23 protein-coding genes are annotated in these 21,279 nt (G+C 68.4%); 10 read left to right on the forward strand and 13 right to left on the reverse strand.

The annotated features are described in order from the left end of the window. A partial coding sequence (locus RMO97_RS16895) for an aminotransferase class I/II-fold pyridoxal phosphate-dependent enzyme (RefSeq protein WP_310542188.1) occupies positions 1-717 on the forward strand: 717 nt, incomplete at its 5' end. A gap of 42 nt (positions 718-759) precedes the next feature. Here the strand turns inward: RMO97_RS16895 and RMO97_RS16900 are convergent. Then, positions 760-996 carry a DUF2171 domain-containing protein gene (locus RMO97_RS16900; RefSeq protein WP_310542189.1) on the reverse strand — a complete coding sequence of 79 codons (237 nt, stop codon included), beginning with the start codon at positions 994-996 and terminating at the stop codon, positions 760-762. A gap of 126 nt (positions 997-1,122) precedes the next feature. Here RMO97_RS16900 and RMO97_RS16905 point away from each other — a divergent pair, with 126 nt between their 5' ends. Together RMO97_RS16905 and RMO97_RS16910 are read left to right on the forward strand one after the other, a co-directional pair. Continuing rightward, positions 1,123-2,010, forward strand: coding sequence for a DUF6807 family protein (locus tag RMO97_RS16905; RefSeq protein WP_310542190.1), 888 nt, complete (start codon positions 1,123-1,125; stop codon positions 2,008-2,010). Beyond that, positions 2,007-2,183, forward strand: a complete 177-nt coding sequence (locus RMO97_RS16910; RefSeq protein ID WP_310542191.1) for a DUF4169 family protein — start codon at positions 2,007-2,009, stop codon at positions 2,181-2,183. The genes RMO97_RS16905 and RMO97_RS16910 overlap by 4 nt, the downstream gene beginning before the upstream one ends. On the opposite strand, the gene RMO97_RS16915 is transcribed toward RMO97_RS16910, so the two are convergent. Both RMO97_RS16915 and RMO97_RS16920 read right to left on the reverse strand, forming a co-directional pair. Continuing rightward, positions 2,180-2,899, reverse strand: a complete 720-nt coding sequence (locus tag RMO97_RS16915) for a Coq4 family protein (protein ID WP_310542192.1) — start codon at positions 2,897-2,899, stop codon at positions 2,180-2,182. The genes RMO97_RS16910 and RMO97_RS16915 overlap by 4 nt on opposite strands. Positions 2,900-2,955: 56 nt before the next feature. Beyond that, positions 2,956-3,726 (reverse strand): Coq4 family protein, encoded by a 771-nt coding sequence (locus RMO97_RS16920; protein WP_310542193.1) that lies wholly within the window; start codon positions 3,724-3,726, stop codon positions 2,956-2,958. Positions 3,727-3,861: 135 nt separating this feature from the next. On the opposite strand from RMO97_RS16920, the gene RMO97_RS16925 reads away from it, so the two are divergent. Then, on the forward strand, positions 3,862-4,071 hold the full coding sequence (locus RMO97_RS16925) for a ribbon-helix-helix domain-containing protein (RefSeq protein WP_310542194.1): 210 nt from the start codon (positions 3,862-3,864) through the stop codon (positions 4,069-4,071). A gap of 130 nt (positions 4,072-4,201) precedes the next feature. Here the strand turns inward: RMO97_RS16925 and RMO97_RS16930 are convergent, their stop codons facing one another. Together RMO97_RS16930 and RMO97_RS16935 are read right to left on the reverse strand one after the other, a co-directional pair. After that, the gene (locus tag RMO97_RS16930) at positions 4,202-4,417 is read right to left on the reverse strand and encodes a hypothetical protein (protein ID WP_310542195.1); all 216 of its coding nucleotides are present in this window, start codon (positions 4,415-4,417) and stop codon (positions 4,202-4,204) included. 2 nt (positions 4,418-4,419) lie between these two features. Further along, positions 4,420-4,602 (reverse strand): hypothetical protein, encoded by a 183-nt coding sequence (locus tag RMO97_RS16935; RefSeq protein WP_310542196.1) that lies wholly within the window; start codon positions 4,600-4,602, stop codon positions 4,420-4,422. Positions 4,603-4,722: 120 nt separating this feature from the next. On the opposite strand from RMO97_RS16935, the gene RMO97_RS16940 reads away from it, so the two are divergent. After that, a complete protein-coding gene (locus tag RMO97_RS16940) occupies positions 4,723-7,065 on the forward strand; it encodes a UvrD-helicase domain-containing protein (RefSeq protein WP_310542197.1) in 2,343 nt (780 codons plus the stop codon). 39 nt (positions 7,066-7,104) lie between these two features. On the opposite strand, the gene RMO97_RS16945 is transcribed toward RMO97_RS16940, so the two are convergent. Next, positions 7,105-8,961: a hypothetical protein gene (locus tag RMO97_RS16945; RefSeq protein WP_310542198.1), complete on the reverse strand. Its 1,857-nt coding sequence runs from the start codon at positions 8,959-8,961 to the stop codon at positions 7,105-7,107. 215 nt (positions 8,962-9,176) lie between these two features. On the opposite strand from RMO97_RS16945, the gene RMO97_RS16950 reads away from it, so the two are divergent. Continuing rightward, positions 9,177-10,079: an alpha/beta hydrolase gene (locus RMO97_RS16950; RefSeq protein ID WP_310542199.1), complete on the forward strand. Its 903-nt coding sequence runs from the start codon at positions 9,177-9,179 to the stop codon at positions 10,077-10,079. Here RMO97_RS16950 and RMO97_RS16955 read toward each other — a convergent pair. Then, positions 10,076-10,246, reverse strand: coding sequence for a hypothetical protein (locus RMO97_RS16955; protein ID WP_310542200.1), 171 nt, complete (start codon positions 10,244-10,246; stop codon positions 10,076-10,078). The two genes, RMO97_RS16950 and RMO97_RS16955, sit on opposite strands and share 4 nt — an antisense overlap. Positions 10,247-10,498: 252 nt before the next feature. On the opposite strand from RMO97_RS16955, the gene RMO97_RS16960 reads away from it, so the two are divergent. From RMO97_RS16960 to RMO97_RS16970, 3 genes are all read left to right on the forward strand, one after another. Continuing rightward, positions 10,499-10,963, forward strand: coding sequence for a hypothetical protein (locus RMO97_RS16960; RefSeq protein WP_310542201.1), 465 nt, complete (start codon positions 10,499-10,501; stop codon positions 10,961-10,963). A gap of 41 nt (positions 10,964-11,004) precedes the next feature. Continuing rightward, positions 11,005-11,871: a 50S ribosomal protein L11 methyltransferase gene (locus RMO97_RS16965; RefSeq protein WP_310542202.1), complete on the forward strand. Its 867-nt coding sequence runs from the start codon at positions 11,005-11,007 to the stop codon at positions 11,869-11,871. Positions 11,872-11,941: 70 nt separating this feature from the next. Next, positions 11,942-12,376 carry a hypothetical protein gene (locus RMO97_RS16970; protein WP_310542203.1) on the forward strand — a complete coding sequence of 145 codons (435 nt, stop codon included), beginning with the start codon at positions 11,942-11,944 and terminating at the stop codon, positions 12,374-12,376. Between the two features lie 16 nt (positions 12,377-12,392). Here the strand turns inward: RMO97_RS16970 and RMO97_RS16975 are convergent, their stop codons facing one another. The 3 genes from RMO97_RS16975 to RMO97_RS16985 all read right to left on the reverse strand — a co-directional run bounded on the left by RMO97_RS16975 (position 12,393) and on the right by RMO97_RS16985 (position 13,972). Continuing rightward, positions 12,393-12,932 (reverse strand): carbonic anhydrase, encoded by a 540-nt coding sequence (locus RMO97_RS16975; RefSeq protein ID WP_310542204.1) that lies wholly within the window; start codon positions 12,930-12,932, stop codon positions 12,393-12,395. Between the two features lie 66 nt (positions 12,933-12,998). Next, complete coding sequence (locus RMO97_RS16980; RefSeq protein WP_310542205.1) at positions 12,999-13,340, reverse strand: GIY-YIG nuclease family protein; 342 nt, start codon at positions 13,338-13,340, stop codon at positions 12,999-13,001. A 68-nt stretch (positions 13,341-13,408) separates the two neighbouring features. After that, complete coding sequence (locus RMO97_RS16985; RefSeq protein ID WP_310542206.1) at positions 13,409-13,972, reverse strand: GNAT family N-acetyltransferase; 564 nt, start codon at positions 13,970-13,972, stop codon at positions 13,409-13,411. 249 nt (positions 13,973-14,221) lie between these two features. Between RMO97_RS16985 and RMO97_RS16990 the strand changes: the two genes are divergently transcribed. Beyond that, entirely contained in the window at positions 14,222-16,036 is a 1,815-nt protein-coding gene (locus tag RMO97_RS16990) for an aminopeptidase P family protein (RefSeq protein WP_310542207.1), read from the forward strand. On the opposite strand, the gene RMO97_RS16995 is transcribed toward RMO97_RS16990, so the two are convergent. Genes RMO97_RS16995 through recN form a run of 3 tightly spaced genes read right to left on the reverse strand, consistent with a single transcriptional unit; the run spans position 16,033 to position 21,264 of the window. After that, complete coding sequence (locus tag RMO97_RS16995; protein WP_310542208.1) at positions 16,033-17,226, reverse strand: class I SAM-dependent methyltransferase; 1,194 nt, start codon at positions 17,224-17,226, stop codon at positions 16,033-16,035. The two genes, RMO97_RS16990 and RMO97_RS16995, sit on opposite strands and share 4 nt — an antisense overlap. After that, a complete protein-coding gene (gene ligA / locus RMO97_RS17000; RefSeq protein WP_310542209.1) occupies positions 17,226-19,574 on the reverse strand; it encodes an NAD-dependent DNA ligase LigA in 2,349 nt (782 codons plus the stop codon). Before ligA ends, RMO97_RS16995 begins: the two co-directional genes overlap by 1 nt. Next, positions 19,567-21,264 carry a DNA repair protein RecN gene (gene recN, locus RMO97_RS17005; protein WP_310542210.1) on the reverse strand — a complete coding sequence of 566 codons (1,698 nt, stop codon included), beginning with the start codon at positions 21,262-21,264 and terminating at the stop codon, positions 19,567-19,569. Before recN ends, ligA begins: the two co-directional genes overlap by 8 nt. Between the last annotated feature and the right edge of the window lie 15 nt (positions 21,265-21,279).

Here is a 21,279-nt window from a genome sequence, read left to right on the forward strand (position 1 = left end):
CCGAAGACCAAGTGGGTGTTCCTGAACTCGCCGTCCAACCCCTCGGGCGCGGCCTATACCAAGGCCGAACTGCGGGCGATCGCCGACGTGCTGATGCGCCATCCCCACGTCTGGATCCTCACGGACGACATGTACGAGCACCTGGTGTTCGGCGACTTCCAGTTCTGGACCATCGCCCAGGTGGAGCCGGGCCTCTACGACCGCACCCTGACCATGAACGGGGTCTCCAAGGCCTACGCCATGACCGGCTGGCGAATCGGCTACGCCGCCGGCCCCGAGGCCCTGATCAAGTCCATGGCCAAGGTCATGAGCCAGACGACGTCCAACCCCTCCTCCATCTCACAATGGGCGGCGGTCGAGGCGCTGAATGGCACTCAGGACTTCATCAAGCCCAACGCCAAGCTGTTCGAACAGCGCCGCGACCTGGTTGTCTCCATGCTGAATCAGGCCAGCGGCCTGCACTGCCCCACCCCGGAAGGCGCCTTCTACGTCTATCCGTCGGTGGAGAAGCTGATCGGCAAGACGGCCCCCAGCGGCAAGGTGATTGAGAGCGACGCCGACTTCGCCGTCGAACTGCTGGAGCAGGAGGGCGTCTCGGTGGTGTTTGGCGCGGCCTTCGGCCTCTCGCCCTACTTCCGCATCAGCTACGCCACGGCCAACAGCGTTCTGGAGGACGCCTGCGGTCGCATCCAGCGATTCTGCGGCTCGCTGAAATAGGATGCGAAACCACCCTCTCCTTTCATGGGGAGGGTGGTGTCCCTAAGGCCTTTCGCGCCAGGCGGCCTTGGCGGCGTCCTTGGTCATGTTGAGCTGCACCTTCTGGTCGACGATCTGTTCGACCCAGGTTAGTGGGATCAGGTGGTGCTTGAGGCCGGCGCCAAGGTCCATCTTGGCCAGCTCGATGTCCGTGCCGAGCACGTGGTCCACACGTCCGACGTGACCGCCGTCCGAGCCGACGACCTCCATATGTTCAAGGATATCTGAAGTGGCGATCATGCTCGTCTCCTGGGTTTGGGTCAGGGACAAACCCCCAGCAGCGGGGCTGGGTTTCATAACGCCGGCTTTCCAAAGTTTCATGCGTGGCCGGATGCGCGACGCCGCGTCAGAAGCTAGGCTGCAATCATGAGCAAGCTCGCCTCCGCCCTCGCCGCCCTGCTGGTCCTGTCCGCGCCTGTCGCCGCGCAGGCGGCCATCGACGCCAAGCTGGCGGCCGACAGCGTCACCCTCACCGACGACGGCCGAACGGTTCTCATCTACCGGACCCAGACCAACGACCTGGCCCAGCCCGGCCGGCTGAACTACGTCCATCCGCTCTACGCCCCGGACGGCACGGTGCTGACCGAGGACCGGCCCGCCGACCACCTGCACCAGCGCGGTCTGTTCTGGAGCTGGCATCAGGTACGGCTCGGCGACGAGGTCGTGGCCGACGGCTGGTTCATGAAGGGCCTGACCTTCTTCGTGCGCGGCACGAAGTTCCAGGGCCAGCCGGACGGGTCGGGCGTGCTCACCGTCGACGTCGACTGGATCGTCAATTCCAAGCCCGAGCTGGTCTATGTGGCCCGCGAGATCACCAAGGTGACGGTCCGCCCGGCGACCTCGGCCGGCCAGAGGATCGAGTTCGACACCACCCTCACCGCGCGCATGCCCGGCCTGAGCCTCGGCGGCAGCGACGATGTGAAGGGCTATGGCGGCTTCTCGATGCGCCTGGTCCAGCCCGACCGCCTGAGCTTCGCCTCGCGCGGTGAAGCGGTGACGCCGGCGGTCGAGGCCGTGGCGGCCGGCCCCGCCATGGGCTTCGCCTGGCCCGTCGCCAACGCTTACCCGGCCTGGGCCGTCGGCCTGGCCTGCAAGGCCCAGGGCCAGCCGATCACCCGCTGGATCCTGCGCCGCGAGCTCTCCATGCAGAACTGCGTCTTCCCCGGTCGCGCGCCCTACGCCATTCCCGTCGAGCGGCCCCTGCACCTGGAATCGACGGTGGTCATCCAGCCCCGGGAGTCGGCGGCGCGATGAACGACGTCGTGAACTTCAACAAGGCGAAGAAGGCCCGCGCCAAGGACACCGCCAAGGCCCAGGCCGCCGCCAATCGCGCCAAGTTCGGCCGTACCAAGGGCGAGAAGGCGGTTGAAAAGGCTGAGGCCGCCAAGGTCGTCCGCCTGCTGGATGGCGCCAAGCGCGAGGATTAGGCCGCGGCGGCCATCTGTGGCGCGAAGGCCCGCAGGATCTGGCGGTAGGTGTCGGGCGGGCTGATGCCCAGCCGTTCACAGGCGCTCTCCAGGGGCTCGGCGAACAGCCGCTCATAGTCCTCCCCCGGCAGCCAGGCCGCGCGGCGCCCGGCCAGGTAGGCCCGCCAGACGGCGGCGAAGAACGGCAGGTCGGGCCGGGTCTGCTTGCCCGTCCGAGCCACGTGCAGGGCGATGAAGGCCAGGCCCAGGCTGCCAGTCTGGGCGTAGGAGAAGGCCACGACGCACCCCTCCCCCAGCCCGTCGGTCCCGTAGCCGGTCAGCACGTGCCAGACATCGTGGATGTCGCGGCTGCGGCGGCCATACCAGGCGTGGGGGTGCTCGTACTGCGGCTGGCCCACAGCGGCCCGCTTGCTGGCGTCGGCCAGGCCGGCGGCGGAGATGTTGTTGCGAGCGATGAAGTCCCGGTAGGCCGCGCCCACCGTGCCGGGCGCGAAGCTCCGCAGCCAGGCGTCATCGCCGAACCGCTCGCACAGCTCCACCCGCTCATAGGCCATGCGCCCCCCCTGGGGGGTGGTGAGCAGGCGGGCATAGCCGGCCGGCGGCTTGCGCGAACTTAGGGCGCGAGTGATCTCGAACACATGCTTGGTGTCACCGGTGGCGCGCAGGCGCCCCAGCGCCGCGATCGCCTCGCCAAGTCCGCGCTTGGGCTCTTCCATGGCGTCCATCCCTTGTTTTCGAAAGGATGCGCCCGACCGAGGCGTTAGAGCAAGAGTTAGGCGGCCATCGCCAGTTGCTCGGGGCTCCAGTCGCGAGCCTCCGGCGGGATAGCGATGTAGTGAGTCGCCGGCGTGATGTTCAGGCGCTTGCGGGCGGCCTCGAGGGGCTCGTTGAGCAGGCGCTCATAGTCCTCGCCCAGCAGCCAGGCGGCCGCCTTGCCGCGCTTATAGCCCTGCCAGATCGCCTTGGCGTAGGGATGGTCGCCCTTGCGGGAACGGATCGCGGCGCCGACGCCGATCAGCGCCCAGCCCAGGCCACCGGTCTGGGCGTAGGAGAAGGCGACCAGGCAGGCCTCACCCAGGCCGTCGCGGTGATAGCCCGACAGGATGTGCCAGATGTCATGCACGTCGCGGGTTCGACGGCCCATCCAAGCGTAGGGGTGCTGCAGGTCGATGCCGCCCTGCGCGCCCTCGCGGCTGATCTCGGCGAGGCCCTCGGCGGATAGTTGCTCTGTGCGGATGAAGTCACGATAGGCCGCGCCGACGGTGCCTGGCGCGAAGCTGTCGAGCCAGGCGTGGTCCATCAGCTTGTCGGCCAGTTCGGGACGCTCATAGGCGATGCGCCCGCCCTGTGGCGTGGTCAGCAGCTTGAGATAGCCGTCGCGAGTCGAGGTGCCGTTCAGGGCCCGCATGATCTCGAACACCTGGTCGGTGGCTTCCTTGTCGTTCAGCAGGCGGCCCAGGGCCTTCAGAGCCACCCGCCACTGCAGGGCGGGCTTGGGCATCGGCTGGGTGGAGTAGCGCACATCGACAACGGCGGGGGTCATGGGAGGGACCTTTCGAACCATGTTCGGATTAAAGATGACGCCAGCGTCATTTTTTGGCAAGTCCCATTTTCGACGGCGCGCGCTCGTTCGAAGGATGTTGCGTCGCCGCCGCGACACCTGAAACTAAGGGTGCAAATGCCCAGATTGCGTAAACGCTCGATCCTGCTCGCCGGCCACGCCACCTCGATGGCGCTGGAGCCGGAGTTCTGGGCGGTGCTGGAGGAGATGGCGCAGGGCCAGGGGTTGAGCCTGGCTGGCCTTATCGCCCGCCTGGACGAGACCCGCGGCGAACGTCCCCTGGCCTCGGCCTGTCGCGTGGCGGCTCTGACGTTTGCAAGGGGCTGACATCGAGCAGAGTCATCCTGGAAAGCGTGTCAGCGCTTGTCCGGTCTTCATAGGCGCGGGGCGTGCAGGATGGATCGGTGCTTCTGGGCCCCGGTCATCCGCGCTGCGGAAACGGGGATGACACCAGGAATTACCTCGGAACCGGGATCGGAGCGTCAGGTAGCCTTGGCGCGTCCGGCATCGGCGGCGGTTTGGGCAGGGTCAGGTTGAAGTCGACGTTCTGCCCGAGGTCCGGCGCGGCCTGCCGTCCCGCATAGACGAAGTAGCTGATCACGGCGACCGCCACGATCAGCCCTCCAACCAGAAAAGCCAGCCAGGGGCCCGTCCCGTCGGAGCGTTTCGCCAAGTTCAGCCGCCCGGTTTTGCGGGGGCGGAGATGTCCGGCGCCTTGATGTTGACGTCCACGCTCTTGGACTGACCAAGGCCACCGCCCGAATACATCATGAAGCCTATGACCGCGACGACCACCAGCAGGCCGCCAACGATGAAGGCCAGGACGGGGGTTCCGCCGTTTCCAGAGTTCTCAGCCATTCTTGCCTCCCAGGTTTAAAGTCGGGAAGATAACGAACTCCCGTGGTCAAGGTTCCTTGGGGCGCAGATCGAGGCGCGCGGCCCCTTAAGTCGGCGAGCCGATGTGCTACATATGTTCCAATGTCGTCCTATGACTCGTTTGAAGACTCCCCCCTCCCCGCCCCGCGGATCAGCGATCTGGCGCGGGTTCGGGGCCCCGATTATCTGGAGGGGCTAAACCCCGAGCAGCGGGCCGCTGTCGAGGCCACCGAGGGCCCGGTCCTGGTGCTGGCGGGCGCCGGCACCGGCAAGACCCGGGTGCTGACCACGCGGCTGGCCCACATCCTGGCGACGGGCCGGGCCAAGCCGTGGGAACTGCTGGTGGTCACCTTCACCAACCAGGCCGCGCGCGAGATGCGCGAGCGGATCACCGCCATCATCGGCCCCCAGGCCGAGGGCCTGCGCTGGCTGGGCACATTCCACTCCGTGGCCGCCCAGGTGCTGCGCCGACACGCTGAACTGGTGGGGCTGAAGTCGAACTTCACGATCCTCGACACCGACGACCAGGAGCGGCTGATCAAGCAGGTGCTGGAAGCCGAGAACATCGACGCCAAGCGCTGGACCCCCAAGACCCTGGCCGGCCTGATCGACCACTGGAAGAACCGCGGCTGGACGCCCGACCGCCTGCCCGCCAACGAGGGCAAGGAGTTCGCGAACGGCAAGGGCCAGGCCCTCTACCGCCTGTACCAGGAACGCATGCGGGTGCTGAACGCCTGCGACTTCGGCGACCTGCTGCTGCACAATCTGACCATCTTCATGAGCCAACCCGAGGTGCTCGCCGAGTTCCACCGCCGGTTCCGCTACATCCTGGTGGATGAGTACCAGGACACCAACGTCGCCCAGTATCTGTGGCTGCGCCTGCTGGGCCAGGCCAGCCAGAACGTCTGCTGCGTGGGGGACGACGACCAGTCGATCTATGGCTGGCGCGGCGCCGAGGTGGACAACATCCTGCGCTTCGAGCGCGACTTCCCGGGCGCGACCGTGGTGCGCCTGGAGCGCAACTACCGCTCCACCAGCCACATCCTGGCGGCCGCCTCGGGCCTGATCAGCGCCAACAAGGGCCGCCTGGGCAAGACCCTGTGGACCGAGCAGAACGGCGGCGAGAAGGTCATCGTGCGCGGGGTCTGGGACGGCGAGGCCGAGAGCCGGCTGATCGCCGACGAGATCGAGCGCGCGAAGAAGGGCGGCACGGAGAAGGAGCCGCGCAAGTACCGCGACATGGCCATCCTGGTGCGCGCCTCCTTCCAGATGCGCGCCTTCGAGGAGCGGTTCGTGCTGCTCTCCAACCCCTACACGGTGGTGGGCGGGCCTCGGTTCTTTGAGCGCGCCGAGATCCGCGACACGCACGCCTATCTGCGCCTTATCCAGTCGCCCGACGACGACCTGGCCTTCGAGCGCATCGTCAACACCCCCAAGCGCGGGATCGGCGACACCACGGTCCAGAAGCTGCTGCAGATCGCCCGGCTGAACGGGGTGCCGGTGATGACGGCGGCCCGCGAGGTGGTGCTGACCGACGAGCTGGCGGCCCGCACCCGCACGGCGCTGTCCAACTTCCTGCGCGACCTCGACCGCTGGCGGGCCCAGGCCGAGACCCTGCACCACGCCCGGCTGACCGAGCAGGTGCTGGAGGAGAGCGGCTATACCGACGCCCTGCGCCTGGACAAGACGCCCACCGCCCAGACCCGACTGGAGAACCTCAAGGAACTGGTTCAGTCGATGGGCAATTTCGACACCCTCCAGGGCTATCTGGAGCACGTCTCCCTGGTGATGGACATGGATCGCGGGCCCCAGGCCGACGCGGTGCAGATCATGACCCTGCACGCCGCCAAGGGCCTGGAATTCCCCCTGGTCTTCCTGCCCGGCTGGGAGGAAGGCGTCTTCCCCTCCCAACGCAGCATGGACGAGAGCGGCGAGAAGGGCCTCGAGGAGGAACGCCGGCTCGGCTACGTCGGCATCACCCGGGCCCGCGAGGAGGCTCGCATCTCCTTCGTCGCCAACCGCATGGTCTACGGCCGCTGGACCAGTCAGCTCCCCAGCCGCTTCGTCGACGAGCTGCCCCTGGCCAATGTCGAGGCCTCGTCAGAGACGGGTTATTACGGCGGTGGCCCCGGCATGCAGCAGCAGCACGGCAGCACCTGGGATGCCACCCCCGCCTTCGGCTCCGGCTATTCCTCGCCCGGCTGGCAGCGCGCCCAGTCCCGCGGCTACCAGGGCAGCCATCCGGGCCGCCAACAGGTCATCGAGGGCGAGGGCCGCCTGGTGGCCGAGAGCTCGGCGGCCAGCGACTACAAGCGTGGCGACCGCGTGTTCCATCAGAAGTTCGGCTACGGCCAGGTGAAGGGTGTCGACGGCAATAAGCTCACCGTCGCCTTCGACAAGGCCGGCGAGAAGAAGGTGATCGACTCGTTCGTGGAGAAGGGGTGAGCCCCCTTTCCCTTCTCCCCTTGCCGGAGAAGGGCGTTCTTACGCCGGCACCGCCTCGGCCACAGGCGCCGCCACCACCGTCGGCGGCAGCGTCGAGATCTCCGGCGGTTCCCCGCCGTCCTTGAAGGCCACGTGGATGTGGCTCTTGCCCAGGTCCCTGCCGAGGAACTCCAGGCCGCTGGGGATGATCCGGGCGTAGCTCTCCAGGTCCTTGGTTTCGATGACGATGGTCCGGCCGAACTTGGTGTCGGTCAGCTTGATCACCGGCGGCATGGCCTCCAGGCCCAGGAACGACGAGAAGCCGTTGGTGGTCAGGATGCCCAGCTGGCGCCACTTGCCCGGCTGCGGATCGACGCCGTTCCAGTTCAGGCCCAGCGAGGTCGAGGAGATGTGGTCCACCTCGATGTCGGTGATACCGATCAGGTTGGCGGTCGCCCACTGCTGGAAGAACCAGGTGTCGACGCTGCCGGCCGAGCAGAAATCCTCGCTGACGATCTTCGGCCAGGTGTCGCGGATCGCCTTGGCCCTGGCGTTGAACAGCTGGAAGTAGCCGTTGGGCTCCAGGTTCACCTTGTCGAACTGGCCCTCCACCGGGGCGTTGTCGCGCCGCGCGGTGAAGTAGAGGCAGCCGGGGTTCCAGGAGTGGCCGAACATCACGTCGCGCAGTTGCGGGTTCACCGCGATGTCGGCGTCGGTGAAAACGATCCAGTCCGGCTCCTTCAGCACCGCCAGGCCGTCATTGAGCATCTTGCCCTTGTTGAAGGCGTGGTCGTCGTCGAAGCAGCGGTCGGAAATCACCACCGTGGCGCCATGCTCGGCGGCCACCTCCTGGGTGCGCAGGTCGGTGGAGGTGGTGACCACGATCATGTCGTCGAACTGGTCGATATTGCGCGGCAGGGTCTGGGCCAGGGCTTCGCCATAGCCGACCGAAACCAGCACGCAGGACAGCTTCTTGGGCTTGGTGGAGTTGTGGCCGATGCCGACCCGGCGGCCGGCGCCGTCATTGCCGACATAGTTGTCGCGGCTCTCGACCTCGCGCTTTTGCTTGTGCAGGTCGCGGTCGAAGATCTCGTAGTTGTGCTTCTTGATCGCCGGGCTGCCCAGCTTGCGCAGGATGTCGCGGTGCTGCGGGCTGATGATGTCGCGCTCGAGGATATCGAGCTGCGACGGGCCGGGCTGGGCGAGCGCGCAGTAGTTGCAGAGCTCGAGCTGGTCGCCGAAGTCGCCCGGCTGGCGCTGCCACCAGCCGTGCTCGACCGGCCAGGCGTGCTTGCCGCCGAAGTACAGCCGGTCGATGGCCCCGGCGACCTCGCAGAAATAGGCCCCCTTGTCGTTGATGGTCGCCGACCAGAGCTTCTGGACCCAGCAGTTGTCGCGGTTCTGCTCCCACTGCAGCTCGGAGATTCCCGTCGCGGCGATGTAGTCGGCCCGGGTGATCAGCAGCGCCTGGTGCTGGCCGGCGGACTCGTGGGTGTTGGTGTTGAAGTGGCTATAGACCGACATGATGGTCTCGTAGTTGCGGTAGAAGCCCGCGCCGAGACTGGTCCACAAGCCGCGGCCGTTCGAACGGTCGAACAGGCGCTCATTGGCGAAGTCGTTGAAGTCCTTGATCGGGAACTTGCCGTTATTGGTGTTGTCCCCGCCCCACAGCTCGGCGAAGCGCAGCGAGATCTGCTCGAAATTGGCGTGCAGGGTCGGCTCGCCGGCGATGATGCCGATCAGCTTGTTGGGGCCGTTCCAGCCCTCCATGCTCTGCACGGCGCGCTCGAAGGTCTCCAGCTCCATGTCCGCCCGCTGGGTCTGGTGCGGGATCAGCCGGGTGCAGTTGGAGCATTTTAGGTGGCACTTGGTGCTGATGTCGATCTGGACGATGTCCATGTCGGCGGGCGATCGCATGGTGTCTTCTCCAGGTCGCTCTCGCCGGGGTCCGGGCAGCGACGGAAGGCGTCGCCAAGACGCCGATCAACGCTCTTTGACCCTCCTTTGAGTCGCTCGGAAAGCTAAACTTTTTGCCGGGTCGTGCGGCAAACAGTTGCATCCCTGCGTGGCCTTGCGGACCCGGGTCTTCGCAAGCAGAGTGACCGTCAATCATCACCTGTCCGGGAGGGCGAATGCCCCAGATCACCGCCAACGGCATCCCCCTCGAATATGCGGTCTACGGCCCGGAGAAGGGCGAGGCGGTCCTTCTGATCATGGGCTTCGGCGCCCAGATGACCCGGTGGTCGCCGCAGTTCATCCGCGAGCTCACCAACCGGGGCTACCGCGTCATCGTCCACGACAACCGCGACGTCGGCCTCTCCCACCGTTTCGAGGACCACGGCGAGCCGGACATGACGGCGATCTATACCGCCCTGATGAGCGGCCAGACGCCGGACGTGCCCTACCATCTGGCCGACATGGCGCGTGACAGCGTCGGGCTTCTGGACGCCTTGGGCGTTTCGCGGGCCCACGTCGTCGGGGCCTCCATGGGCGGGATGATCGCTCAGCTGGTGGCGGCCAATCATCCGGAGAAGACCGCTTCCCTGGTCTCCATCATGTCCACCACCGGCAACCCGGCGGTCCCGCCGGCCAAGCCCGAGGCCATGGCGGCCCTCACCAAGCCTGGCGTCGACCCCGCGGTGGATATGGATAAGCACGTCTGGAGCGGGCTTGAGAGCCAGAAGGTGATCGGCAGCCCCGGCTACCCGACCCCCGACGAGATCCTGATCGAGCGGATCCGCGCCGACGCCCGGCGCGCCTACTATCCGGTGGGTCGTGCGCGCCAGATGGCCGCCGTGGTCGCCTGCGGCGACCGTCGTCCGCTGCTGGCCGCGATCACCGCGCCCACGGTGGTGATTCACGGCGAGGCCGATCCGCTGGTGCCGGTCGAGGGCGGCCGCGACACCGCCGCCTCCATCCCCGGGGCGGAGCTGCATACCATCCCCGGCATGGGCCACGACCTGCCGCACCAGCTCATCCCGCGCATCGCCGACCTGATCGAGCGGGCGACGGCGCGGGCGCGGGAGAGCGCCTAGGCGGCCGTGGGCCTGGCGCTGGCCAGGCGGTCGATCAGGGCGAAGGCCGGCCAGAAGAGCACCAGCAGAACCAGGGCCACAGCGTTGGCGGCGTGAACCAGCAGCATCGGCGCCCAGTGATCGAAGAACGGGTCTTGGGTTTCTTCCTCAAGAGCTTCAAGGGTCATGGTCGTCTCCTTCAGGCGAACCGGCGTGAACCACGCAGGTCCGCCTGAGCCCTGCGCAAGAGCAGGGCCAGCCGCCCCCCCGGGACATTCCCCGGACGGTGAATCTTCAAGGGTTCGACATATTCATCTGGGCGAGTTCGCCGTCGGCGCCGCGAACCGGCCGCTTCCTCTCGCATCGTATTGGCACACGCCAACCTTGACTGAACCAGATCGGCTTTTGCGCGCTATAGTCAGCAATAGGGGAGTCGAGAGATGCACGATTTGCGGCAGGCCTTTTACGGAATGGCCATCGCCACCGTGGCGGGGCTAGTGATCGGCGGTGTCTCCAAGCCCGACATCCGCGAAATGACCCATCTGGACGGCCCACAGCTGCTGTCGGGGACGTCGGGTGAGCGGCTCGGCCCCGGCATCCGCCAAAACGCCAGTTGGACCAGCTATGGCGGTCAGGTCCCCGACTACGTCATCGGCACCGACTGGACCCAGCCTGCCTATCCGGTGGAGATGGCCCAGGCCGAACCCGAGCCCGAACTTGAGCCGGCGCGCGTGGTCGACGAAGGCCCACCCGTCCGCATGGCCCCGGTGAAGTACGTATCCGAAGTCGCCCCGGCCCCCTCCTACCCGTCCATGGGCGGTGATATCCTCGCCGGACTGCAGGCCGCAGACCCTTCGCCCACGCCCGAAGCGGCGCCCGACGAAGCCGCGACGCCGCCGGCCTAACCCCCTCGCCTTTCCGCGCGTCCGCCTCTAGACGGATGCGCATGACGAAAGACGCCGTTCAGATCATCGCCCGGGGCCCCCGCGCCGTCGCCGAAGCCGCCGCTGAGGCCATCGACGCCGATCCCATGCTGGAGAGCGCCACCTACTCCATCCTGGAGGAGGACGAGGACCGCGACGTCTGGCGCATTGACGCCTTCCCCACTTCCGACGACGAGGTGGAGGGCCTGACAAACACTCTCTCGGCCTATCCCAAGCTCAAGGTGCTGGTGGAGAAGCTGGCCGACGCGGACTGGCTGGCCATGGCCCTGTCGGGCCTGCCGCCCGTGCGCGCCGGCCGGTTCTTCGTCTATGGCGCTCACGACAAGGGCCGCGCCCCGGTCAACGCCGTCAACGTGAGGATCGAGGCGGGCGCCGCCTTCGGGACCGGCCACCACGGCACCACCGTCGGCTGCCTGCAGGCCTATCATGACCTGCTGAAGGCGCACCGCTACCAGCGCGTCCTGGACGTCGGGGCCGGCACCGGGGTGCTGGCGATCGCCGCGGCGCGGACCGGCACGCCCATCGCGGTGGGCACCGACATCGACGCGCCCTCGGTCCGCATCGCCGGAGAAAACGCCGTGCTCAACAAGGCCAGGGTTCGCTTCCTGCACGCCTCGGGGCTGGGCCATGCCTCGGTGCGGGAGAAGGCGCCCTACGATCTGGTGTTCGCCAATATCCTGGCGCCGCCCTTGGTGGCCCTGTCCCACGACATCAAGCTGGCCTTGAGGCCCGGCGGGGTCGCGATCCTTTCGGGCCTGCTGCGCACCCAGGAACGGCGCGTCCTGGCGGCCTACCGGTCAAAGGGCTTCACCCTGGTCCGCCGCATCCATCGCGACGCCTGGGCGACCCTGGTGATCAAGCGGAACTAGGAACCGCCCTCGCGGATCGGCGTTTTCAAGCGCGACGGTGGTCTTCACCACCGAAATTGAGGACGCCCCCATGAGCAATCCCAACGACCCCTACGTTGAACGCACCGTTGTCGAGCAGCCGGCCACCGTCCGCACCGAGTACACGGCCGCTCCCGCCGCTCGCGGCTCAGGCGCCGCCGGCTGGTGGATCGCCGCCATGGTGGCCGTGGTCGCCGTCGTCGGCCTGCTGTTGATGTTCAACAACAACCCCGACTCGACCGACCTGCAGGCCGCCACCGAGGCGGGCCGTAGCCAAGCGATGATGGAAACCGCCACGGCCCAGGCGCAGTCTGCGGCTCAGGCAGCCAGCGAAGCCTCGGCCAACGCCGCCTCCAGCATGGCCGCCTCCACCCAGGCCGCCGCCGATAGCGCCCGGAACGCCGCCAACCGCACCGCTGAAGCGGCGCAGGATTCGGCAGCCGCCGCGTCCAACGTCGCTGAAGAAGCCGCCGACGCGCCCCAGTAGGCTTAGGGAGGGGCGGTCAGACGATCTGCGTGACCGCCCCGTCCAACCCCATCAGGCCAAGCTCCACCTCCATATGGGGGTGTTTCGTGGTGACCTGGGACCGCAGAGCATAGAGCTGCCTTACATGGCTCCTGAATTCGGTCTCGGCGTCCTTCACCGCGCCCTCGCCCAACACCAGCTTGTAGGCGCCGCAGTCGCGGTGATCGATAACCATCAGGCGATGCACCTGGTGCAGCTGCACCGCCAGGTCCAGGTGGGTCCAGAACACCTCGTTCCATATGGGGTACTTGTCGTTGAGAGCGCCCAGAGATGCGCCCGCCAGCACCACGTGATCGAATTTGTGCCTCAGGCCGCGGGCCGTCATGTAGGCGTCCACCTCACTGTTCAGCCGATAGTCCATGCAGGTGAGCAGCAAGGCCTCGCAGTGGCCGGCCGCTCGCGAGACGCCAGGCTTGAGACCGCTGTTCAGGAGAACCCCGCCCCCCACCGCCATGGCGCCCATGACGCCGCGCCGGGAAAGCTGGGGCCAGCTGGCATGCTTGGAACAACAGGTCATGGCGGTCTCCGATCACTTTAGGCTGCACCTTGCCGCGCGACCATTAACCAACCCCCACCGTCAAGCTCAGGCGACGATAGGGCGAGCCTCCAGGGCCGCGATCCAGTGTCGCAGTCGCGCCTTGAGCCAATCCTCCTTGCCGATCGGGGTGAGGTCCTCTTCCAGGCTCTCGACCACCGCATAGGCGAAGGCGGCCTCGCCGTGTGACTTCCAGGCCGCCTGCAGGGTGGCGTTGCGGTGCGAACCGAGACGCAGGCTCATCAAGGCGGAATTGGCGGCCCCGTCCAGGTTGCGGCTCATGCCGATCCAGGTCTCGCCGGTCGGTTCGCAGCGCAGACTGAAAATGCCCACGGGGACCTTCCGCTCCTTGTATTCCCGGGCGATGTCCCGGCGGCGTTGCTTGTCCACGGTCTGATCCTTGGCTGGAGGCGGACCTTCTAGCGCGCGGGCCCGCCTCCGTCAATTATACCCGGCTATTAATGTCGGTTAGCCGCCCGCCATTCGTCGGCGAGCAGGGCGTAGACATAGCTGTCGCGCCAACCGTCATGGGCCTTGGTGTCCTTCAGCAGGTGGCCCTCCCGGCGCATGCCCACCTTCTCCATGATCGCGTAGGAGCCGCGGTTGCGGGCGTCGCAGGTGGCCCAGATGCGGTGATGGCCGAGTTCCGTGAAGGCGATTCTGGCCAGGGCCTTGGCGGCCTCGGTCCCATAGCCTCGCCCCCAGGCGTCACGGCTGTAGCAGTAGCCGAAGGAGCTGTTGTCGGTGTTGACGTCGTGCAGGGACACGACGCCGATCATCGCGCCGGTGGCCTTCACCTCCACCGCCAGGTCCAGTTGCTCGCGCGGCCAGGCCTTCTGGCGCTCCAGATTGCGGTCCAGCACCTCGCGGGTGACCTCCGGCGTGTTGGGGCCCCAGGTCATGTAGCGCACGACCTCGGGATCGGTGGCGTAGGCGTGGATAGGGTCGAAGTCCGCCTCGCGGAAATCACGCAGCAGCAATCGCTCGGTTTCGATGGGTAGCCAGGGCGGGGTGGTGGTCATGAGAACGCTCCGATTTGAAGAAGATCGGACGGGTTCTCTGGTCTGTCAGACCCCGGCCGATGCTGGCGGGGTCTGGTTCGAGGCGGCCCTGGCTTAGGGCGTGCGCGTCCGAACGACCCCGATGGGACCGCTGGAATTGGAGCAAGCGAAGGCCTGGGCGCGAACCATGGGTCGTTTCTAGCCGAGCTTGCCGCCAAACCGCAAGCTTGGGCCCTTTGCGAGCCCGCGCCGAACGGCTTACATGCGCCCATGCGCCAGACCTTCGAAGAAACCACCGACCGCTCCTTCGGCCCCCGCCACGTCCCCCTGATCCGCCAGGCCATGGCCGCCCAGGGCCTGGACGGCTTCCTCGTGCCGCACGAGGATGAGCATCAGAACGAATACCTGCCGGAGGCCAACGATCGGCTGGCCTGGGCCACCGGCTTCACCGGCTCGGCCGGCGCGGCGGTGATCCTGACGGACAAGGCCGCGGTCTTCGTCGACGGCCGCTACACCCTGCAGGTTCGCGACCAGGTGGACCAAGCCACCTTCGAGATCCGTGACCTGGTGGAGGGCGGCGTCCCGGCCTACCTCGAGACCGCCACGGCCAAGGGCCAGGTGGTGGGCTACGACCCCCGCCTGCACAGCCCCGACGCCCTCGATCGCCTGAAGACCGCCATCGCGCGGGCGGGCGCTCAGTTGAAGCCCGTCGCGGCCAACCCGCTGGACCAGGCCTGGGGCGCCGCGCGCCCCGCCCAACCTGTCGCCCCCGTCGTCGCCCAACCTTTGGAGTATTCCGGCGAGGACTCCGCTGACAAGCGCGCCCGTATCGGCAAGGCCCTGGCCGCCCGGGGCGCCGACGCCACCGTGCTGACCGCCCCCGCCTCCATCGCCTGGTTGTTCAACGTCCGGGGCGGCGACGTCATCCGCTCGCCCCTGCCGCTCGCCCAGGCCATCCTCAACAAGGACGGCACGGCGCGCCTGTACCTCGACCCGGCCAAGGTCACCGCCGACCTGCCGGCCTGGCTCGGCAACCAGGTCACCCTGGAGACCCCAGACGACCTGCCGGGCGCGCTCGCCGACCTCAAGGGCAAGCGGGTCCTGGTGGACCCGGGTCTCTCCTCGGCCTGGTACTTCGAAACCCTCACGCAGTCCGGTGCCGAGGTCGTGCGCGGCGAGGACCCCTGCGCCCTGCCCCGAGCCGCCAAGAACAGCGTCGAGATCGCCGGGACCACTGAGGCTCACGCCCGCGACGGCGTGGCGCTCGCCCGCTTCCTCCATTGGCTGGCCACCGAGGCCCAGACCAGCCTGCCCGACGAGGTGGAGGTGGTCACCAAGCTGGAAGGCTTCCGCGAGGAGACCGGGGCGATGAAGGACCTCTCCTTCGACACCATCGCCGGGGCGGCCTCCAACGGGGCCATCGTCCACTACCGCCCGACCACGCGCCTGAACAAGCAGACCGTGTCAGGCTCCCTGCTGCTGGTGGATTCCGGCGCCCAGTACCTGGACGGCACAACCGACGTCACCCGCACGGTCGCCATCGGCGAGCCCAGCCAGGAGATGCGGGAACGCTTCACCCTGGTGCTGAAGGGCCACCTGGCGCTCGCCGCCATCCGCTTCCCGGCCGGCACCACCGGCTCGGCCCTGGACATCCTGGCCCGCGCGCCGCTCTGGGCCCGAGGCTTCGACTTCGACCACGGCACCGGCCACGGAGTGGGCTCCTATCTCGGCGTGCACGAAGGCCCGCAGCGGATTTCCAAGCTGCCCAACTTCGTGGCCCTGCAGCCCGGCATGATCCTGTCCAACGAGCCCGGCTACTACAAGGAAGGCGCCTACGGCATCCGCATCGAGAACCTGCAGTATGTGACCGAGGCCGCCCCCATCGCGGGCGGGGAGCGCCCCATGCTGGGCTTTGAGACCCTGACCCTGGCCCCCATCGATCGTCGCCTGATCGAGGTGTCGCTGCTCTCGCCCGAGGAGCGCGCCCAGATGGACGCCTATCACGCGCGGGTTCAGGAGGTCATCGGCCCCCGCGTGCCTGCCGACGTGCGGGCCTGGATGGAAGAGGCCTGCGCGCCGCTCTAGGTGGTTCGCATCCAGAACGAGGCGCCATAGAGATCGAGGCCGCTGAGCGGCCCCTTCTGCAGCAGGCCCTTGGCCTGGACGCGGAGCGCGGGATCGCGGCCGATGAACCAGCAGGGGAACAGGATCTCGAAGCGGTCTGGCCCAAACAGCAGGGCGGTGGCCAGCAGGTATTGCTCATTCCAAAGTCGCCATAGGTGGCCGCTGAGATAGTCGTCAGGCAGGTAGATGTCGTGGATGTGGACGATCACCCCGGGCTTCAGCCGCGGCAGGATCTCCAGGAAGAAGACCGTGACGTCTGAGCCTTGGAAACTGCGGTGGGACGAGTCCAGGAACAGGATATCGCCCGCCTCCAGGCCGGCGAACATCGCCAGGTCCACCCGCTCCAGCGGCTGCCGGATCACCCGGTCGCACAGCCTGTCGACCTCGCTACGCGGCTCCGGATCGATGGAGGCCAACTTGGTGCGCAGGCCGTAGGTCTGCACGGCGCGGCGGGCGAACTTGGTGGAGAGGCCCGAGCCGATCTCGACGAAACGCTGCGGATTGTAGCGCCGCAGCATCTGGGTCAGGGCCATGCCGTCCAGGGCCGGGAACCAGCTGTTCAGCCAGAAGGGCGTCGGGTCGTCGTAGTTTCCCCCCAGCGGGATCTGCGCGAAGTCGGCCTGAATGTCCCCGAGCTCGGTGAGAAAGGTCTCGTACCGCTGACGCCCCGCGCCGATCTGGGCGGCGAGCTCCGGATGCGACGGACGGCCCGACCCGTACCGGACGGTGGCGGTGTAGGGGTAGTCCACCATGGTGAAGCCGTGGACCAGGCGGTCCGACGACAGCGAGAGTTGGGCCAGGGGCGGCAGCGGGACGGCGTCGGGATCGCTCCCCAGCAGGCTGACAGCCCGGGCGTGGGCCTGGGCGGCGGCCTCGCCCTCGCCCACGTCCCGCAGCACGATAGAGAGGTCCCACCAGCCGATCTGGACGTCGGGCGCCAGGGTCGTCGCGGCCCGCAGGCGTTCGAGGGCCGTGCCGCTGTTCCCCAGCTTGTGCTTGGTCACGCCAGCCAGCCGCAGGGCCACGGCGTTGTCGGGCGCCTTGACCACCACCCGGTCGAAGATCAGTTCGGCCAGGTTGAGCATGTGCTCGCGCAGCCGCTGCAGGCCGATGTTGAGCTCTTCCTCGATGGTGGGCGCGGCCTCGGGCATCAGCCCGCCACCAGGGCCAGCCATTCGTCCTCGGTGATCACCTCGATGCCCAGGTCCGTGGCGGTCTTGAGCTTGGAGCCCGCGCCGGGGCCCGCCACCACCAGATCGGTCTTCTTGGAGACCGACCCGGAAACCTTCGCCCCGAGCCCCTCGGCCTGGGCCTTGGCCTCGTCGCGGGTCATCTTTTCCAGCGCGCCGGTGAAGACGACGGTCTTGCCCGCCACGGCGGTGTCGGTCTTGGGCCGGGCCACCGCCTGCACCTCCCGCAGTTCAGAGGCGAGGTTGGCCACCATGTCGCGGTTGTGCGGCTCGCCGAAGAACTCGGCGATCATCCGGGCGGCCACCACGCCGACGGCGTCCACCGTGGCGAGCTCCAGGAAGTCGTCGCCCGGCCCCTGCCCCGCGGCCTTGGTCACCGCGGCCTCGAAGGTCGCCCAGTCGCCGAACAGGTCCACCAGGGCCTGTCGCGCGCGGCTGTTGATCCTGGGGATCGAGAGCCGCAGTCGTTCGTCCATCGAGGCCTGCGCGGGGACGAGCACATCGGGCTTGGCCCGCGCCCAGGCGATGATCGCCTCAAGCGCCGTAGGGCCGATGCCGTCCAAGGTGGATAGCCCCAGGTAGTCAGGGCCGAGCCGCTGCTCGGCCGCGGATTGTCCCGCCTGGATAAAGGCCTCGACGGTCTCATAGTGCCGCGCCAGGGCCAGCGACGTCGTCTCACCGATGTGGCGGATGCCCAGGCCGAAGATGAAACGGTCCAGCGGGATATGCCGACGCGCGTCGATCCCGGCCACCAGGTTGCTGATGCTGGTCTCGCCATACCCATCACTGCCCCGCAGCTCCGCCAGGCGTTCCTCATCACGGGCCAGGCGGAAGATGTCGGCGGGCTCGCGCATCCAGCCGCGCTCATAGAAGGCGGTGAGCTGCTTTTCTCCCAGGCCCTCGATGTCGAAGGCGCGGCGGCTGACGAAATGGCGCAGGTGTTCGATGCGCTGGAAGGGACAGGCGAACTCGCCGGTGCAGCGCCGCACGACCGTCTCGGCGCCGGACGCCGTGGTCTCGCGGGCCAGCGGCGTGCGCAGCGGGCACGGGCAGTGGGTTGGGTACTGGAAAGGTACGGCGTCGGCCGGCCGCTCGGCCAGCACCGCCTCCACCACCTGGGGGATCACGTCGCCGGCGCGCTGGATGATGACGGTGTCGCCGACCCTCAGGTCCTTGCGCGCGATCTCGTCAGCGTTGTGCAGGGTGGCGTTGACCACCACCACGCCGCCCACCGTGACCGGGCGCAGCCTGGCCACCGGTGTCACCGCGCCGGTCCGACCCACCTGCAGGTCGATGGCCTCCAGCACGGTGCGCGCCCGTTCCGCCGGGAACTTGCGCGCGATGGCCCAGCGCGGCGTCCGGGTGATGAAGCCCAGCCGCGCCTGCCAGTCCAGGCGGTCGGCCTTGTAGACCACCCCGTCGATGTCGAAGGCCAGCTTCGGCCGCGCGGCCTCCATCTCGCGATAGGCGGCCAGCAGGCCTTCGCGGCCCACCACCCGCTGCGACTGCGGCGTGGTCTGGAAGCCCCAAGCCTTCAGCTTGGCGAGCGCCTCCCACTGGGTGTCGGCGAAGGGGGCGCTGATCAGGCCCCAGGCATAGGCGAAGAAGCGCAGGGGCCGGGTCGCGGTGATCCTCGGATCGATCTGGCGCAGGGAGCCCGCCGCGGCGTTGCGCGGATTCGCGTAAGTCTTCTGCCCCGCCGCCTCAGCGTTGGCGTTCAGCGCCGCGAAACCGTCGTGGCAGAGATAGACCTCGCCCCGCACCTCGATGACATCGGGCCATCCTGAGCCCTTCAGGCGGTGAGGAATGTCGGCGACGGTCCGCAAGTTCTGGGTGACGTCTTCCCCGACCCGGCCGTCGCCGCGGGTCGCGCCCTGGACCAGCACGCCTTTCTCGTAGCGCAAGGAGGCCGACAGCCCGTCGATCTTGGGCTCGGCGGTGTAGGCGATGGGTTCGGCGTCGGCCCGAAGGAACCGCCGCACCCGGGCGTCGAACTCCACGGCCTCCTCGTCGGAGAAGGCGTTGTCGAGGCTCAGCATGGGCACGCCATGCTCGACGGGCGAGAACTGCTCGGCCCGCGCGGCGCCGACCCGCAGCGACGGGGAGTTCTCGCGGATCAGCTCCGGGAACCGCGCCTCTATCTCCAGGTTTCGGCGCTTCAGAGCGTCGTATTCGGCGTCCGAAATCGTCGGCGCGTCCTGCTGGTGATAGGCGAGGTCGTGCCTCGACAGCTCGTCGGCAAGCTTGGTCAGCTCCTCGACGGCCTCGCCCTCGTCGAGATCGGCGACCGGTTTGGCGGCCTCAAGCATGCATCAACGCCCGGGCGGCGGCGCGGGCCGCGTCGGTGATGTGAGCGCCGGCCAGCATGCGAGCGATCTCTTCCTCGCGGTCGGCGGGCGACAGGGTCTCCACAGCGGTGCGCAGGCGCTCTCCGTCCCCGGCCTTGGCGATCCGCCAGTGGGCGTCGGCGCGGGCGGCGACCTGGGGGCTGTGGGTCACCACCAGCACCTGGGCGTCGGCGGCCAGGCGGCGCAGGCGCAGGCCCACCGCGTCGGCTACGGCGCCGCCCACGCCCTGGTCCACCTCGTCGAAGATCATCAGCGGCTGCACCCCCTCGGCGCGGCCGGCCAGGGCGGCCTTGAGGGCCAGGGCGAAACGCGCCAGTTCCCCGCCCGATGCGATGGCCCCCAGGTCGCCGAACGGCGCGCCCGGATTGGTGGCGATCTCGAAGACGATGCGGTCGGTCCCGGTCGGTCCCGCGCGGTCCTCGGCCAGGGTCTCGACGGCCACCTGGAAGCGGGCCTTGTCCAGTTTCAGCGGCGGCAGCTCGCTCATCACGGCCGCAGCCAGGCGCTCACCGGCGGCGCGGCGGAAAGCCGAAAGCTTCTGCGCCTCGGCCATATAGGCGGCGCGGGCCCGGGCCACGGCGGCATCGGCGGCCTTCAGGTCGTCCTCGCTGGACTCCATCGCCCGCAGCCGCTCGGCGAAGCGGACACGCAGGGTCGGCAATTCCTCGACCGAGACCCGCAGCTTGCGGGCCATGCCGCGCAGTTCGAACAGCCGCTCCTCGGCCTTCTCCAGACGGTCAGGGCGGAAGTCGAAAGCCTCGGCGGCCGCGTCCACGGCGGCCTCGGCCTCCTGGGCCTCGCCGAACACCCGGTCGATGGCCGCGCTGGCCACGGTGAGGCGGCTGACGGCGGGCCCGTCCTCGGCGGCGCCGGCCTGGATGGCGCGGGCGCGCGCATGCTCCACGGCGCGGACGGCGGCCGCCAGCTTGCTGCTCAGGCCCTCGAAGGCGCCCCGCGCGTCATTGATGTCGGCGATGGCCTTTTCGGCGGCGCCCAGAATGGCGCGCTCCTCGGCCAGGGCCGTCTCCTCGCCCGCCTGTGGGGCGAGGCGGTCCAGCTCGGAGAGCCGTAGGGTCAGTTCCTCGGCGTCGGCGGCGGCGCGTTCCACCGCCTCGCGCAGTTCGTCAGCCTTGGCGCGCGCGTCGCGCCAGGCGGTCCAGCGGTCGCCCACGGTCCTGGCCAGCGGCCGCAGTGAGCCATAGGCGTCCAGCAGCGGCCGGTGGGTGCGGGCGTCCAGCAGGCCGACGGTCTCGTGCTGGCCGTGGACCTCCAGCAGGTGCTGGCCCAGCTCCTTCAGCACTCCCACGCTGGTGGTCTGGTCATTGACAAAGGCGCGGCTGCGGCCATCCACGGACAGGGTCCGGCGCAGCACCAGATCCTCGTCCCGGGCATAGGCCAACCCCTTCTCCTCCAGAATCTCCCACACCGGGTGGTCCAGGGGCGGGGCGAAGACGGCTGAGGCCATGGCCTGGCTGGCGCCCTGGCGCACGAGGCCCGCGTCAGCGCGCGCGCCCGTCGCCAGGCCGAGCGCGTCGAGGATGATCGACTTGCCTGCTCCGGTCTCGCCGGTAAGCGCCGTCAGGCCCGGCCCGATGGACAGGTCCAGGGCCTCGATGAGCACGACGTCGCGGATCCAAAGCCCGATCAACATGGCCGGCAAGATCGC

The organism is Phenylobacterium sp., assembly GCF_031425575.1.
Classification (GTDB): domain Bacteria; phylum Pseudomonadota; class Alphaproteobacteria; order Caulobacterales; family Caulobacteraceae; genus Phenylobacterium.

Coding starts and splice junctions, on each gene's coding strand:
- RMO97_RS16940 (WP_310542197.1), top strand. CDS start 4,723: ATGTCGTCCTATGACTCGTTTGAAGACTCCCCCCTCCCCGCCCCGCGG.
- RMO97_RS16920 (WP_310542193.1), bottom strand. CDS start 3,726: ATGACCCCCGCCGTTGTCGATGTGCGCTACTCCACCCAGCCGATGCCC.
- RMO97_RS16990 (WP_310542207.1), top strand. CDS start 14,222: ATGCGCCAGACCTTCGAAGAAACCACCGACCGCTCCTTCGGCCCCCGC.
- RMO97_RS16950 (WP_310542199.1), top strand. CDS start 9,177: ATGCCCCAGATCACCGCCAACGGCATCCCCCTCGAATATGCGGTCTAC.
- RMO97_RS16970 (WP_310542203.1), top strand. CDS start 11,942: ATGAGCAATCCCAACGACCCCTACGTTGAACGCACCGTTGTCGAGCAG.
- RMO97_RS16945 (WP_310542198.1), bottom strand. CDS start 8,961: ATGCGATCGCCCGCCGACATGGACATCGTCCAGATCGACATCAGCACC.
- RMO97_RS16915 (WP_310542192.1), bottom strand. CDS start 2,899: ATGGAAGAGCCCAAGCGCGGACTTGGCGAGGCGATCGCGGCGCTGGGG.
- RMO97_RS16960 (WP_310542201.1), top strand. CDS start 10,499: ATGCACGATTTGCGGCAGGCCTTTTACGGAATGGCCATCGCCACCGTG.
- RMO97_RS16955 (WP_310542200.1), bottom strand. CDS start 10,246: ATGACCCTTGAAGCTCTTGAGGAAGAAACCCAAGACCCGTTCTTCGAT.
- RMO97_RS16935 (WP_310542196.1), bottom strand. CDS start 4,602: ATGGCTGAGAACTCTGGAAACGGCGGAACCCCCGTCCTGGCCTTCATC.
- RMO97_RS16925 (WP_310542194.1), top strand. CDS start 3,862: ATGCCCAGATTGCGTAAACGCTCGATCCTGCTCGCCGGCCACGCCACC.
- RMO97_RS16905 (WP_310542190.1), top strand. CDS start 1,123: ATGAGCAAGCTCGCCTCCGCCCTCGCCGCCCTGCTGGTCCTGTCCGCG.
- RMO97_RS16910 (WP_310542191.1), top strand. CDS start 2,007: ATGAACGACGTCGTGAACTTCAACAAGGCGAAGAAGGCCCGCGCCAAG.
- RMO97_RS16975 (WP_310542204.1), bottom strand. CDS start 12,932: ATGACCTGTTGTTCCAAGCATGCCAGCTGGCCCCAGCTTTCCCGGCGC.
- RMO97_RS16995 (WP_310542208.1), bottom strand. CDS start 17,226: ATGCCCGAGGCCGCGCCCACCATCGAGGAAGAGCTCAACATCGGCCTG.
- ligA (WP_310542209.1), bottom strand. CDS start 19,574: ATGCTTGAGGCCGCCAAACCGGTCGCCGATCTCGACGAGGGCGAGGCC.
- RMO97_RS16985 (WP_310542206.1), bottom strand. CDS start 13,972: ATGACCACCACCCCGCCCTGGCTACCCATCGAAACCGAGCGATTGCTG.
- recN (WP_310542210.1), bottom strand. CDS start 21,264: ATGTTGATCGGGCTTTGGATCCGCGACGTCGTGCTCATCGAGGCCCTG.
- RMO97_RS16965 (WP_310542202.1), top strand. CDS start 11,005: ATGACGAAAGACGCCGTTCAGATCATCGCCCGGGGCCCCCGCGCCGTC.
- RMO97_RS16900 (WP_310542189.1), bottom strand. CDS start 996: ATGATCGCCACTTCAGATATCCTTGAACATATGGAGGTCGTCGGCTCG.